This is a genomic window from Paenibacillus allorhizoplanae (genome assembly GCF_927798215.1).
Classification (GTDB): domain Bacteria; phylum Bacillota; class Bacilli; order Paenibacillales; family NBRC-103111; genus Paenibacillus_E; species Paenibacillus_E allorhizoplanae.
On sequence record NZ_CAKMMW010000002.1, the window covers coordinates 303,350 to 316,815 of the forward strand.

15 protein-coding genes are annotated in these 13,466 nt (G+C 44.1%); 2 read left to right on the top strand and 13 right to left on the bottom strand.

What is annotated here, in order from left to right; translation table 11 throughout:
• Nucleotides 1-8 precede the first annotated feature (8 nt).
• Both L6I86_RS04010 and L6I86_RS04015 read right to left on the bottom strand, forming a co-directional pair.
• Nucleotides 9-1,166 carry an MFS transporter gene (locus tag L6I86_RS04010; RefSeq protein WP_236284820.1) on the bottom strand — a complete coding sequence of 386 codons (1,158 nt, stop codon included), beginning with the start codon at nucleotides 1,164-1,166 and terminating at the stop codon, nucleotides 9-11.
• Nucleotides 1,156-1,698 carry a hypothetical protein gene (locus L6I86_RS04015; protein ID WP_236284823.1) on the bottom strand — a complete coding sequence of 181 codons (543 nt, stop codon included), beginning with the start codon at nucleotides 1,696-1,698 and terminating at the stop codon, nucleotides 1,156-1,158. The genes L6I86_RS04010 and L6I86_RS04015 overlap by 11 nt, the downstream gene beginning before the upstream one ends.
• A 169-nt stretch (nucleotides 1,699-1,867) precedes the next feature.
• On the opposite strand from L6I86_RS04015, the gene L6I86_RS04020 reads away from it, so the two are divergent.
• Nucleotides 1,868-2,983, top strand: a complete 1,116-nt coding sequence (locus tag L6I86_RS04020; RefSeq protein ID WP_236284825.1) for an aminopeptidase — start codon at nucleotides 1,868-1,870, stop codon at nucleotides 2,981-2,983.
• 80 nt (nucleotides 2,984-3,063) lie between these two features.
• Here L6I86_RS04020 and L6I86_RS04025 read toward each other — a convergent pair whose 3' ends face one another.
• From L6I86_RS04025 to L6I86_RS04050, 6 genes are all read right to left on the bottom strand, one after another.
• A complete protein-coding gene (locus L6I86_RS04025) occupies nucleotides 3,064-4,545 on the bottom strand; it encodes a L,D-transpeptidase family protein (RefSeq protein WP_236284827.1) in 1,482 nt (493 codons plus the stop codon).
• Between the two features lie 206 nt (nucleotides 4,546-4,751).
• Nucleotides 4,752-5,081, bottom strand: coding sequence for a cytochrome o ubiquinol oxidase subunit IV (gene cyoD, locus L6I86_RS04030; protein WP_236284829.1), 330 nt, complete (start codon nucleotides 5,079-5,081; stop codon nucleotides 4,752-4,754).
• On the bottom strand, nucleotides 5,082-5,696 hold the full coding sequence (gene cyoC / locus L6I86_RS04035) for a cytochrome o ubiquinol oxidase subunit III (RefSeq protein ID WP_236284831.1): 615 nt from the start codon (nucleotides 5,694-5,696) through the stop codon (nucleotides 5,082-5,084).
• Entirely contained in the window at nucleotides 5,696-7,666 is a 1,971-nt protein-coding gene (locus L6I86_RS04040; protein WP_236284834.1) for a cbb3-type cytochrome c oxidase subunit I, read from the bottom strand. Before L6I86_RS04040 ends, cyoC begins: the two co-directional genes overlap by 1 nt.
• Nucleotides 7,667-7,706: 40 nt before the next feature.
• On the bottom strand, nucleotides 7,707-8,675 hold the full coding sequence (gene cyoA / locus L6I86_RS04045; RefSeq protein WP_236284836.1) for a ubiquinol oxidase subunit II: 969 nt from the start codon (nucleotides 8,673-8,675) through the stop codon (nucleotides 7,707-7,709).
• Nucleotides 8,676-8,905: 230 nt separating this feature from the next.
• Nucleotides 8,906-9,166 (bottom strand): hypothetical protein, encoded by a 261-nt coding sequence (locus L6I86_RS04050; RefSeq protein WP_056621159.1) that lies wholly within the window; start codon nucleotides 9,164-9,166, stop codon nucleotides 8,906-8,908.
• A gap of 255 nt (nucleotides 9,167-9,421) precedes the next feature.
• On the opposite strand from L6I86_RS04050, the gene L6I86_RS04055 reads away from it, so the two are divergent.
• On the top strand, nucleotides 9,422-10,180 hold the full coding sequence (locus L6I86_RS04055; protein WP_236284838.1) for an MBL fold metallo-hydrolase: 759 nt from the start codon (nucleotides 9,422-9,424) through the stop codon (nucleotides 10,178-10,180).
• Nucleotides 10,181-10,245: 65 nt separating this feature from the next.
• On the opposite strand, the gene L6I86_RS04060 is transcribed toward L6I86_RS04055, so the two are convergent.
• The 5 genes from L6I86_RS04060 to L6I86_RS04075 form a co-directional block, all read right to left on the bottom strand.
• A complete protein-coding gene (locus L6I86_RS04060) occupies nucleotides 10,246-10,554 on the bottom strand; it encodes a DUF4870 domain-containing protein (RefSeq protein ID WP_056621150.1) in 309 nt (102 codons plus the stop codon).
• A gap of 88 nt (nucleotides 10,555-10,642) precedes the next feature.
• A complete protein-coding gene (locus tag L6I86_RS04065) occupies nucleotides 10,643-11,635 on the bottom strand; it encodes an NAD-dependent epimerase/dehydratase family protein (protein ID WP_236284840.1) in 993 nt (330 codons plus the stop codon).
• Complete coding sequence (locus L6I86_RS04070; RefSeq protein ID WP_236284842.1) at nucleotides 11,632-12,354, bottom strand: copper homeostasis protein CutC; 723 nt, start codon at nucleotides 12,352-12,354, stop codon at nucleotides 11,632-11,634. Before L6I86_RS04070 ends, L6I86_RS04065 begins: the two co-directional genes overlap by 4 nt.
• Before the next feature lie 128 nt (nucleotides 12,355-12,482).
• Nucleotides 12,483-12,605: a hypothetical protein gene (locus tag L6I86_RS35625; RefSeq protein WP_276574800.1), complete on the bottom strand. Its 123-nt coding sequence runs from the start codon at nucleotides 12,603-12,605 to the stop codon at nucleotides 12,483-12,485.
• A gap of 156 nt (nucleotides 12,606-12,761) precedes the next feature.
• On the bottom strand, nucleotides 12,762-13,418 hold the full coding sequence (locus tag L6I86_RS04075) for a deoxynucleoside kinase (protein WP_236284846.1): 657 nt from the start codon (nucleotides 13,416-13,418) through the stop codon (nucleotides 12,762-12,764).
• Between the last annotated feature and the right edge of the window lie 48 nt (nucleotides 13,419-13,466).

Consider the following 13,466-nt stretch of genomic DNA (forward strand, 5'->3'; position numbering starts at 1 on the left):
GCTTTTTTTCATGCCGTACGAGCTTTGAAAATGAACCCTGAGAGGCCAAACAACAAGTACACAAGGCCAAGAAAGTAGAAAATACTGAACACACTCAAATAGTGAAGAGCTATGCCGCCTACTAAAGGACCAATGATACTCCCTACACTATATTGAATGGAGGCAATGATATTGGCGGTTGGCAGCAAATGTCGCGGCAAAATATCTGCCGCATAGGCCAACCCTAACGAGAAGAAGGATCCTACCATGCCGCCTGCTACGCCTAAGCAAAGCCCAAGTCCCCATAAGTTTGTCCCAACGAAAGGCACACAACTGAATGCCAAAGCCCCTACAATGGCTGTACCCATGAGAATTGGCTTACGACCAATGCGATCACTCCATATCCCGAGCGGAAGCTGCATGATGAGTCCACCGATCCCCGTTACGGGAAGTAAAAGTCCAATCGTAGACTCCGAGATGCCAATCCGAAGGCCATAGAGCGGAAAATTACTATTCATCGCAGCTTCCATGTAGCCAAAGAGTAAGGAAGTAATCAGCGGAAACCACGCGAATGAAATGACTGATGTAGCACGTTTATGCGCGGCTTCCGCACGTTCGGCTCGCTCTGGTTTCTCATTTTTCAATCTCGTTAGAAGTAATAAGATTAGAAGAAAGAATGCACTTGTCACCATAAAAGGCACCCATATCCCCACTTTAAGCAACGTTATGCCTAATGGGCCGAGACTAAACCCTACCCCATAAGCCATTCCGTACAGGGAGATATTGCGTCCTCTCTTCTCTTTCGGGCTGGAGGCAACTATCCAGAGTTGTGTGGCAAAATGTAAGGCGCTATCGCCAATACCCACTATTAGCCGTAGTACAAACCAGAAGCCAACCTGCTGCCAGACCGGGAAAAGGCAATTCGCGATAATAATTAAACTCATCCCGATCATAATGACGGGTTTATAGCCATAACGACGCACAGGCTTCTCAATGAAAAACATCGTCGCGAAAATCCCAATATATAGGGCGGCCGCGTTTACACCGTTTGTATCTGTTGATACACCCGAACGATCTAATAATATCGTCAACAACGGCAGGAGCATCCCTTGGCTCATTCCCGCCACGATGATGACCATGATTAATGTGGTTAATTGATAATTAGATCGCAGTAATTTAAGCGCCATTCCCGAAATCCACCGTTTCCCATCTCTCGGCACAGTCATTTAGCTTGCCATGAAGGGGAACACGGAACTGCGTAAATATGACGAGTCTAGCTTTTTTTATCCATTCTTTGAAAGATGGGTATGTAACGAAGAGGTTCGCATAACGATCGCTCATACAAATAAAGTGAGGACCTGCGGATTTCTCCGTTAAAAAGTTTAGTGATGTATCGAGTGGTGTATATTTTTTACGCTTCCCTTCCCATTTGTCCACTTCAACTTGGAGATTCGTATCTACATCCTCCAACAGTTGTTCAAGATGCTTCAGACGGGCATAATAGGGCATTTCCGATCTGATATCCATTCTACGAAGCGTTTCCTCATGCTGTGGATAGAAGATTACACGAACGAATTTCCGTTCTTCTGCCCAAGCGATACAAGCGCTCATTTCGTGCTCTGTCCAATCTTCGAATGTTTCGAAAACCATGACTGTTCCCTTATCTGAATTTGCCGGGGGTTCATACCCATAGGGTACTTTTATTTGGTCTCGTGCCATAGCTTCCTCCTCTAGTTGATCATGCGTGTCATTGGTATGATGGAATTACTTACACATATACCTAGTATACCCCTTCCATCTCCATGAAACCATTGCCCCGATTGGATTACAAGATCGCGTTACGTTATAATTTGAGGGTACGTATTATTTATTAAGGGAGACCTATAGAATGAGAGATCCAAGATTACAAACTTTTGCCCGAAACATTATTCGATATTCCGTGAGCCTACAGCCCGGTGAGAACATATTGATTGAAATGATTGGTGTTAAAGATCCAGAACTTGCGAAATGCTTAATTGAAGAGGTTTATGCAGCCGGGGGTAATCCATTCATTGAATTGCGTGATCCTGCCATTACGCGCAGCTTGCAAATGAAAGGAACGCAAGAACAATTCAGCACGTGGTCAGCTATAGAGCTTGCTCGAATGAAACAAATGGATGCCTATGTGGCTGTCCGCAGCGGAGATAACATCACGGAGTCATCAGATGTGCCTGATGAACAAATGAAGCTGTTCCTGAAGTACTTCCAACGTCCAATCTTTGATGAACGTATTAACAATACCAAATGGGTCGTTATGCGCTATCCAAATCCGTCAATGGCGCAGTTGGCTGGTAAAAGCACGGAGGCTTTCGAGGATTTCTACTTTAACGTCTGTAACCTGGATTACAGTAAAATGGCAAAAGCGATGGAATCCCTCGTTGATTTGATGAAGCGTACGGATCGTGTCCGTTTGGTCGCCAAAGGTACGGACCTCAGCTTCTCGATCAAAGGCATCGGCGCTGTTCCTTGCTCCGGACTTCGAAACATCCCAGACGGTGAAGTTTACACAGCACCTGTGAAAGATTCCGTAAATGGTACTATCAGTTACAATACACCGACCATTTACTCTGGTACTTCTTTTGAGAACATTGTCCTGACCTTCGAAAATGGCCGAATCATTAATGCGACAAGCAACGATACCATGAAACTGAATGAGATTTTGGATACGGATGACGGCGCACGCTATATCGGCGAATTCGCAATTGGTGTGAACCCCTACATTCAACATCCAATGAAAGATATCTTATTTGATGAGAAAATTGACGGCAGCATCCATTTCACACCAGGTCAAGCCTATGAAACCGCGGATAATACTAATCGTTCATCTGTCCACTGGGACATGGTTCTGATTCAACGTCCTGAGTATGGCGGCGGCGAAATTTATTTCGACGATGTGCTCATTCGTAAAGATGGCCGTTTCGTCATTCCAGAACTCGAAAAGCTTAATCCAGAGAACTTAATGTAGTTAACTATAGGAATAGACAGCAAACTTAAAAAGCAGTTGAGACTTCCGAGTAGATTCACTCGGTAAGCTTCAGCTGCTTTTTAGCCTAACCAATGGAAGATGGTATTTCCCGCGGATTCTGAGTGCTGAGGCAGGCTCGTTGGAATAAGCTTTGACATTTGACTCACCTGTCCAACTCGAATAGGTGTATGTTCACTTGAAAGTATACGCACCTCAGTTCCTTTCGGTACGAAAGGGAATAGTTGCTGTATATCGTCATTTGTTAATCGAATACAACCTAAGGACTTCGCTACTCCGATCGAGCTCTCATCATATGTGCCATGTAAAGCGATAGATCCTAGTCCTAAGCCTGCATCACCATAGCTTTGACTTGTCTTTCCTTTTGGCTGCTGCACTCGCTCTATGACCCGATATACGCCATCAGGTGTGCTGCCATTAGCACCGAGTCCAATTTCTTTGTCCCACAGCAAATATGAGCCGCTAACGAGCTGCAACTGATAATTCCGCTTATTGACTTCGAGGTGCACAGGTTCATAGGGGACCTCATCACCTCCAACGACATTTGCATAGAACATATGCGCAATATCTGCCGCTTCGGGGTTAAATACCCAGCCCCCATCCCCTTTATAGGCTGATTTGATCTCCTTCGAACCCGAAAGAGTCTCAATCGGAATGAAGCTCAAGTAATTTAGCGGATAGTCTTGCAGGAGTTCATCTATTCGTGTGGGCGCTTGTCCCACATTGTCGCGATAGGAGGCCAAAGCGGTTCGAACTAAATTAGCACCAATCGCGCTAAGCGGTTGGTGCTCTTCAAATTCAGCGTTCAGAAATCGGATGTGAACCAACGCATCTGCCTCTGGCTGATACGTTGCGATAACCATCGCACGCTTAATATCATCCTCATTGGTCAACAGCATCGTTTTCCCTTTATCCACATTATCCTCCGTGATAATCCCATAGAGGAGAATTGTTGACTTCGGTATTTCCTTTGCCAAAACGAGGGCTTGTGCATGGAGCTTCTTCTCGATTTCTGCATGTGACATCTCTGGTGAGAGATACAGAATAAAAGGCTTGTCTACAGATTCGTAGGTTACTTGCGTGCCTGCACTCCACAATTTCATTTTACTAATCGTCCGCGGTATTGCCTGATCTCCAGCAAAAAACAAAACTAAAAGGACATTGAGGATCAGAAGGACAAGCAACAACATTTTCATAAATGGCGGTAATAAAGGCTTTCGCTTCTCGGGCAGCGTCTGTTCTAGATTCGCAACGTGAGCGGCTTGCTGCTGATCCAGCATGTGAATGGCACGATTTGCAGCAGAATAGAACGGCGAGGGATAGGTTTTGAGCACTTCCTTGTAATGAAACCTAGCTCTCTTCCAATTCCCTTTTTCACGAAATTTCTGCCCCAGATTGAAATGGGCTTCAGGCGAATTCGCATCCAAATAACGAATAACCTTCTCATGGTAAAGTGGATCAGCATGACTAATGAACAAATTCTTGTGCAAATGGACGAGGTGATCATCGAGTTGGTTACGGAATCGTTGGTTTCGTCGGATCATTTGGCTCCTCTCCGTTCATAAATTTAGCTCGTCACACATGTTGAGTGATACAATAAGTATCTCTGATACATAATGTATCATGTGCGAAATGGAAAGACAACCCTTTTTCTGACATAACAATAGACGTACGCCATCTATTAAAAAAAGACGCCCTCAGCCTCTATAAACAAGGCTAAGAACGTCATCTAATTCATGCTATTAACTATTTAATGCACGACTGTATTATAGGTCATGATCCAGATGGAACCGGCTACGATGGTTACTAGAATCACTAGACCAAATAGTAGCGCCATGATGTTCCACCGTGCATTCTCACCTTCTTTGACATGCATGAAGAAGAACAACTGCACACCAAATTGCAGAACGGCCATTACTAAAATTAATACCAATGTACCTGTTTTCCCAAGCATATGGTTCATGACAACAACGAGTGGAATGATGGTCAGAATGATAGATAACGCAAAACCGATAATATACGATTTCAATGATCCATGCGACCCGTGATTGTTATGAGATTCTGTATGTGGTTGGCTCACTTACATCACCCCCATGAGATAGACGACTGTAAAGACGAAGATCCAAACGACATCCAAAAAATGCCAGTACAAGGAAATGATCTCTACTTTACGTTTCGTAACTGTTGTGATCCCGCGGCGCTTCAATTGAAATATTAGACCGATCATCCAAAGTAGACCAACGGAAACGTGCAAACCGTGTGTGCCAACTAATGTAAAGAAGGCCGATAGGAAAGCACTCGTACTGATTGTTGCGCCCTCATGATTAACCATGGTAATGAATTCTGAGAGCTCTAGTCCAACGAACGATGCTCCTAATATCACGGTCACAATCAACCAACCGATTAATTGCTTCAGATTCCCTTTGTGCATCCCCAGCACAGCTAAACCGCTAGTAAAGCTGCTCGTAAGCAAAATGAAGGTTTCCGCAATAATTCCCGGCATCTTGAATAACTCTTCCGGTGTTGGTCCGCCATTCGTATTTTGATGAAGGACGATATAGGTTGCAAATAACGAGCCGAATAAAATAACGTCAGTGATTAGAAATATCCAAAAACCGAACGTTTTGAGCGATTCGTGCTCTTGTTCATGATCGTGTTCATGGTCATGTGCACCATGTGCAGCTACGTGTGCCATTATACCTTCACTCCTTTCCAAGCGGCGTCTTCCGTCTTCTTCACTTCATCCGCTGGAATATAGTAATCCGTATCATAGCTGAAGGAACGAGCAATCATACAGATGGCAACACCAATTAAAGATGGAATGGTAAGCCACATCCAATCCCAGACGAATCCGAAGCCCGCAAAAAACCATAACAGCGATATAATAAACGGAATTGCTGAGTTTTTAGGCATATGAATGGGTTCATAGGTAGTTGGTCTAGGTTGTTTCTTGCCTGTCCCTTGCTTCGCTTCCCACCAAGCGTCAGCGACTTCTGCTTTAGGCAGTACTGCAAAGTTGTAGAGTGGTGCTGGTGAAGGAATGGACCATTCCAATGTACGTGCATCCCACGGATCGCCAGTAACATCTTGTTCTCTGAACTTAATGGAGTGAGCAATTTGCCACACTTGGAAAATGAAACCAAGACCCATTAAGAAACCGCCGACGGTTGAAACCATGTTAAGCGGGCCCCAGCCCATATCCCAGCTATACGTGTAGGTACGACGCGTCATTCCGTCTAAACCTAGGAAGTATTGCGGCATGAAACAAACATAGAAACCAATGTTCCACACCCAGAACGCCCATTTGCCTAAATGTTCATTCAGCTTAAAGCCGAACATTTTCGGCCACCAGTAGTAGAGACCTGCGAAATATCCGAATGCTACACCACCAATAAGTACTTGATGGAAATGGGCAATCAAGAAGTAACTATTATGGAATTGGAAATCAGCTGGAGCGACAGATAACAGGACCCCTGTCATCCCCCCAACAACGAAACATGGAATAAAGGCGATTGTCCATAGCATCGGAGTCGTGAAGCGAATTTTTCCTCGGAACATCGTGAAGAGCCAGTTAAATACTTTTGCCCCTGTTGGAATGGCAATTAGCATTGTACTTATCGCGAAGAAAGCATTCACATCCGCGCCGGAACCCATCGTGAAGAAGTGATGTGCCCAAGTAAAGAAGGATAATAAGCTGATGATCAGCATCGCGAATACCATCGATTTGTACCCGAACAGCTTCTTCTTCGAGAAGGTTGATACGATCTCTGAGAAAATACCGAAGGCTGGTATCACGACGATATAAACCTCAGGGTGACCCCACATCCAAATTAAATTGATATACATCATCGGATTGCCTCCGCCGTCCAAGGTAAAGAAATGGGCACCAAAGAAGCGGTCTAAGAATAATAACGCTAGTGTAACTGTCAAGATTGGAAAAGCAAAGATAATCATAATACAGCTTGAAAATACGGACCACGTAAACATCGGCATTTTCATCAACTTCATTCCAGGTGTACGCATTTTCAAAATGGTCACAATGAAGTTAATCCCTGTTGCCAAACTTCCGATACCTGAAATTTGAATACCCCAAATGTAGAAGTTCTGGCCAACTCCTGGGCTATGTGACAATTCGGATAGTGGCGGATAGCTGAGCCAACCTGCATCTGGTGAACCACCAATAACGAATGAAACATTGAATAACATAGCGCCCCAGAAGAACATCCAGAAACTCAGTGAGTTCAAGAATGGGTATGCGACATCGCGAGCTCCGATTTGCAAAGGAACAACAATATTGAATAAACCAAACATGAGAGGCATCGCCATGAACAAAATCATGATTACACCGTGCGTTGTAAAAATTTGATTATAGTGATCTGGCTGTAGGAACTGGCTATCCGGAATCGCTAGCTGTAACCTCATTAGAAGCGCATCTACACCACCGCGGAATAACATCAATAACGAACAGATAATATACATAATCCCAATTCGTTTATGATCGACGCTTGTCAACCATTCCCGCCAAAGCCAACCCCATTTTCGGAAGAACGTGAGTACGAATACCATGGCTACTAACGAGAGCCCGATACTAACCTGGGCTCCCAGAATCATGGGATCGCCCGTTACGAAAAACTCGGATGCAAAATCTTTAATTTTATCCAGCATGAGCAGATCTCCCTTTCATAAAACTCTGATCTATCACTTACTACTTCGACATATTCATCTGACTATGATCCATTTGCGAATGGTCCATGGAGCTTTCTTTCTTTATATCCTTTGAATCTTTGCTTTCATGACTAGCTCCGTGACCATTGTGAACAGGCTGACCATTCGTATATTTCGTAACGATTTGTTCGAAAAGTCCGTCCGGGACCTCTGAGAAATATCTCACACCAGACTTGCCTGGCAATGCTAATTCATCGTAGCCTTCTTTGGTTAATTTCGTAGGGACTTTCTTGGTTTTCGCAATAAACGAATCAAAGTCTTCTCGGGAAGTAGCATTCACGTCAAACGTCATGTCAGCGAAATGTTCACCACTGAAATTCGCTCCCGTTCCGAAATAATGGCCGATCTCATCCGCTTGCAAATACAACGTCATCGCCATGCCTGACATCGTATAAATTTGCCCGCCTAATTGTGGAATCCAAAATGAGTTCATTGGCGCATCCGAAGTGAGCTCGAACTTAATTGGTGTATCCTCTGGTATTTGCAAATAATTCACAGTAGCAATGCCTTGCTCTGGATAGGTAAACAACCATTTCCAATCTAGTGATGTCACTTGAATGGTAATCGGTTCTTTATCCGACTTCAATGGCTTTGACGGTTCCAAAGCATATGTGTACTTCAGCGTAACCACAGCCAATGTGACAATGATGATGATCGGCACAGCCCACCAAACGATTTCGAGTGAGGTACTGTGAGACCAATTTGGTTTATACGATGCCTTATTGCTTTTGCTATCGCGATATCGCCACACAATCCAACCCGTAAGCACAAGAACCGGAACAAGGATTACCCCACATAAAATAGTTGCAATCACAATTAAATCTCTCTGCTCTGCACCAACGGGTCCTTTAGGATCCAACACCATAGCTTGGCTGCAGCCAGAAAGCACTAAGATGATGGCGACCATCATGAAGAGCATTCCTGCTTGTACAAGCTTTCTCTTCTTCATCCATTTAACCTCCCAATCAACAAATCCTGCCTGTTATCAACATATCATCTTGTTCGTCAAAGTTCACCATCACAAAGTCAACTTAACAAATACGTCAACGGTTCGACGTAGTAATGTAAAACAAATGTCACAGAACGTTTGTTGACTCTGCTGGAAAAATATGAACAGCAAAAAGCCTCCCAAGTATTAAACTTGAAAGGCTTGCATAGTATTCCATCGAACCCTCGTTCTCATTCGCTCTTGGAAACATTCCGAGAATGTACCAAATGAATAGCGGTGCGAATCACATAAATGTGGACACTACCGACCATGAACCCAATACCCACCATTAAAGTTGTATTGCGATCACTGAAGCTTTCTAAACTGACTAAGCTAAGTACTAAACCTATAGCAAGCAACGCCCACGCGGCAAAAGTCATTAATTTCACTAACGGCATCACATCACGTTCAACACGCTCAACAGAATTTACGGACACGGCTCTATTTGACATTATCATCACCACTCCTGACTTAAATGTAAGTGCTTTAAAACTAGTATAACACAAAAATCTGTTTTTGTTCATATTTTATTCACACGATGATCAAAATTTGGACAAAAATACACGAGCTAGTTTTCTAATTAATTTTATATTGACTTTAATCGAATAATGTGTTATGATTAAATATTTAATTGACACAACAACCTCCGAAAGCTATGATAATTCCATGCCTTTTCACACTTATCATTCCAAATTGGAGGGTTTCGCATGCAAATTTCAGAAGGACTTTATTCCGTTGACTTATCCGTTCCACTCATGGGACGAATCAACGTCATTTATCCCGCCTTATTCCTCGATGAGCAAGGAGCTGTACTTGTAGATACAGGCTACCCTGGTACTCTTCCACTCTTACATAAAACAATAAAAAACTTAGGCGTTGATGCATCGACTTTGGATTCCGTCATCCTTACACATCAGGATATCGATCATATCGGAGGTTTACCTGCTCTACTCGAAGATTCCTCCCATCCCCTTGAAGTATTTGCTTCTGAACTAGAAAAACCTTATATTCAAGGCGATAAAATGTTAATTAAAGTAACCCCCGCGTCCATTGAACGGGCTGTTGCGAATTTACCTGCAGACACGACTCCTGAGTGGCGAGACGCGTTTCGACGTAACCTTGAGAACCCGCCGAAGGCACCGGTTACCACCATTTTGGAAGATGGTCAGGTACTCGACAGATGTGGCGGAATTGTTGTAATCCTCACGCCTGGCCACACACCTGGTCATTTGAGCCTTTATCATAAAAAAAGTAAAACACTAATCGCCGCGGATTCCATGGTTGTCGCTGAAGGCGAACTTCAAGGACCAATACCAGCTTATTGCGCTGATTATCCATTGGCCCTACAATCATTGCGAAAATATTTGCAATTCGATATCGAACAGGTTCTATGCTATCACGGCGGCTTAATCACCGATAATGTGAATCAACGAATCGCTGAAATCGTAAATTCAATGGAAGCTTAAAGAACGAAAAAGGGCTGACTACCGTATAAGATCTACGGTAGTCAGCCCTTGCTACTATGTACGTTCTACTTCAAAAGTGTATAGCTGCCGATAATAGGAAGAGGTTTTACTTGACCTTGCGCTGCCGCAACAATGCCCAGCACAGCCAAAATCACTAAAGCCAAGTTAGCAATCGGCTGAAGAATCCAACCAATGAACGGGATAATGCCGAGAACCACATTCACAATGACCCATGCCAAAAACAAAGTAAGTCCTTGATTGGCATGGTACCACGCAAACTTGGATTCCTTCGCCGCGATTAACGGGATGAAAAACAAAATGTACGCAAGAATCGCCATTCCCTTGTTACTTTGAATATCTGTGGAATCGTACATGGACAGCACCTCATCTTCTCAGAGTTATACTCTTCCATTATATTCAAATTTCAGCAGCTATTCATCCGCCTAGTGGACAAATCTCAAATTATTTTTGACCAACCTTCCACTCGTGCCAAGCCTTCAGCAACTCCTGCTCTCGCCCTGGTTTTAATCCAGCTACTCGAATTATATCAGTGCCTCGACCTTGATCCCATTCCCGTGTATCTTTCACGGTGTCAATTAGTGGTCTCGTCGTTAAACCCGATTGGAACGCTTTTGCATTGTTTAACTGCAACATGCCGATCAAACTGTCGCTTGGCAGCCACAGTGGCAGCTCCATCCATGGACCCACCCCTTTTTCAACTAAGAACTCTTCGGTCACCCAAGTAAACGTCGACTCTACATCGTTGTCGTTAGATCTGCAGGCTTCCATGACCTCTTCCATGGAATACTCATTTCCACTCGCATGAATAGTTCCCGTTATGCCTTGTTCAATCATACCTATCGTCCACGCCGCTAGGTCACGTACGTCTATGAATTGAAGCTTTCGCTCTTTGGGCAGCGGAACTAAAACCTCGCCGCCTCGTTGTACACGAGCAGGCCAGTAGGTGAATCGGTCTGAGGCGTCATAAGGCCCTACGATGAGACCTGGTCGAATGATAAGTGCTCCAAGAGGAAATGCTCCTTGGACAACCTGTTCGCATTCCGCTTTGAGCGCCCCGTAGCGCTGTCCAGGATCTGTTGCCTCTTCAAGCCGTAATACGGGTGCCGCTTCATCTAAATGGGCCTGCTTCAAATCCGCGTACGCAGATACGGTAGATATGAAAGTGTAGTGCTTTGCACGTCTTTTCAATATTTCAGTTGCTGCCATCACAGACTCCGGCTCATAGCCACTTGTATCAATGACCGCATCCCACTCCCCATCCTGCAGTTTAGCAAGGTCGGTATTCCGATCACCTAGAAGGTGATGGACTTGAGGAAATGCAGCAGCATCGTGAAGACCACGATGGAATAGTGTCACTTCGTGCCCTTTCGCGAGTGCTGCTTCCGTCAGTGCTCTTCCTAGAAATTTGGTGCCGCCAAGGATCAAAATTTTCATGTGTGACCTCCACCTCGCTCCGCGTTTACTTGAATGATCTCATCTAATATAGTTCTCGCTTTTCTTACCTTCTCTTCCTCAACCCTCCCACTCACACTTCCATTTTCTCTTACAGCTGTACCAAGGTGGACATTATGCACCCCTGTAGCTTGGACAAATGAACTCAAACTATCAAGTGTGAGTCCACCACCTGGCAAGATATTTAAGTGACTGCCGCGGGTAAGAGCCATAAGGAGTCGTATCTGCTCAACAGCATGCAGTACACTTGCGGATCCTCCCGATGTGAGCACGGATTGAATTTGTTTATATGACATCAGCATTGGCAAAGCTTCTGCTTGTTCTTCTATTTCGTCGAAGGCCCGGTGAAAAGTCACAGGTAAAGAAGTAGCCGCTAACAAATTTTCAAGATTGTGGCGATCAATCTTCTTTTCCGGTGTCAACACGCCAAATACAAGCGTGCTCGCGCCTGCTTGCTCCGCACCTTGGATCGTATCGATCATCGTTGCGATGTCATCCTCAGACATATGAAAGGACCGAGCATGCGGACGAATCATCACGTGCACAGGGATATTCACAGCAGATATGATTTGCTTAACAAGCTCTATCTCGGGTGTCAAGCCTCCAAGTTGCAAATTTGCAACAAGTTCAATCCGATTTGCTCCGCCAGCTTCAGCTCGTAAAGCATCTTGCAATGTAGTCGCGATTACTTCCAATAGCATGTTTCTAACGACCTCCACTTTCATATATATGAATTCCCACTCTCACTCTAACACAAAGTGGACAACACAAAAAACTCCATTAATCTATTCGATTAAGGAGTTGTGTTACCCTATGGGAAATGTATGTCCTAAATATTCGAAGCTGTTTGCCATTGTTGTTGATGCACTTCGACGAGCTCAAGATTGGCAAATGAACGACTAAGCTTCAACATTTTCTCCGTTGCTGCTAATTTCGGCAATGGTGCACTCATAGGCTTGCCTTTGTAACATACGATAAACAACAATTTCATCACCTTCGCTTTCTAGGATTACAACGTTTGGTTTACTTTGCTCCTATATCATTCGAAAGACCCCCTCAGATTTGAGGGGGTCTTTCGACATTTCGACAAATTTCGCTTCGGGTTATATTACACGATCGCCAATTCAGATAACTTTGCCCGAACTTCTTGGGCTAGTTGAATAGCATCTGCCTTGCGATTCACGACATCGACGCGATCCATATCAACGATAAGAACTTCAGACGCATGATAATGATTCATGACCCAGTCATCATAACCTGACCAAAGCTTACGATAATAATCAACCAATGATTGATCCTGTTCAAAACTGCGGCCACGAAGACCAATGCGGTACATGACGGTGTCGAAGGAAGCCTTCAAATAAACCATCAGATCTGGCGCCTTCTTAGGCAGCTCCCCTAACTCTGACATCATGTTATCAGCCAAGCCCTCATAAACATCAAATTCCAATTGTGAAATGCGCCCTAACTCGCGGTTCACCTTCGCAAAATACCAATCTTCATAAATACTTCTATCCAGTACATTTCTGTTATGTACTAATGCCTGTTTAATGGCCTTAAAACGCGTATTCAAAAAGTGCAATTGCAGCAAAAACGGATACCGATGCTTTTCGATTTCTTCCGGTGATGCTGTGTAAAATAGCGGTAATATCGGATTATCATCGACACTCTCATAGAAAACATTCGAATTTAGTTCTTGTCCAAGTAAAGTGGATACTGATGTCTTACCAAGACCGATCATTCCCCCAACCACAATCACTGCCATTGACCCCTTTCTCCTTCTACCCAATCGTAATTTACCTACTGTCAATTC

Bases quoted from the DNA above. Each gene is read 5' to 3' on its own strand.
- L6I86_RS04010 (WP_236284820.1), bottom strand. From the start codon at position 1,166: ATGGCGCTTAAATTACTGCGATCTAATTATCAATTAACCACATTAATC.
- L6I86_RS04015 (WP_236284823.1), bottom strand. From the start codon at position 1,698: ATGGCACGAGACCAAATAAAAGTACCCTATGGGTATGAACCCCCGGCA.
- L6I86_RS04020 (WP_236284825.1), top strand. From the start codon at position 1,868: ATGAGAGATCCAAGATTACAAACTTTTGCCCGAAACATTATTCGATAT.
- L6I86_RS04025 (WP_236284827.1), bottom strand. From the start codon at position 4,545: ATGATCCGACGAAACCAACGATTCCGTAACCAACTCGATGATCACCTC.
- cyoC (WP_236284831.1), bottom strand. From the start codon at position 5,696: ATGGCACACGTAGCTGCACATGGTGCACATGACCATGAACACGATCAT.
- L6I86_RS04040 (WP_236284834.1), bottom strand. From the start codon at position 7,666: ATGCTGGATAAAATTAAAGATTTTGCATCCGAGTTTTTCGTAACGGGC.
- cyoA (WP_236284836.1), bottom strand. From the start codon at position 8,675: ATGAAGAAGAGAAAGCTTGTACAAGCAGGAATGCTCTTCATGATGGTC.
- L6I86_RS04050 (WP_056621159.1), bottom strand. From the start codon at position 9,166: ATGTCAAATAGAGCCGTGTCCGTAAATTCTGTTGAGCGTGTTGAACGT.
- L6I86_RS04055 (WP_236284838.1), top strand. From the start codon at position 9,422: ATGCAAATTTCAGAAGGACTTTATTCCGTTGACTTATCCGTTCCACTC.
- L6I86_RS04060 (WP_056621150.1), bottom strand. From the start codon at position 10,554: ATGTACGATTCCACAGATATTCAAAGTAACAAGGGAATGGCGATTCTT.
- L6I86_RS04065 (WP_236284840.1), bottom strand. From the start codon at position 11,635: ATGAAAATTTTGATCCTTGGCGGCACCAAATTTCTAGGAAGAGCACTG.
- L6I86_RS04070 (WP_236284842.1), bottom strand. From the start codon at position 12,354: ATGCTATTGGAAGTAATCGCGACTACATTGCAAGATGCTTTACGAGCT.
- L6I86_RS35625 (WP_276574800.1), bottom strand. From the start codon at position 12,605: ATGAGTGCACCATTGCCGAAATTAGCAGCAACGGAGAAAATGTTGAAG.
- L6I86_RS04075 (WP_236284846.1), bottom strand. From the start codon at position 13,418: ATGGCAGTGATTGTGGTTGGGGGAATGATCGGTCTTGGTAAGACATCA.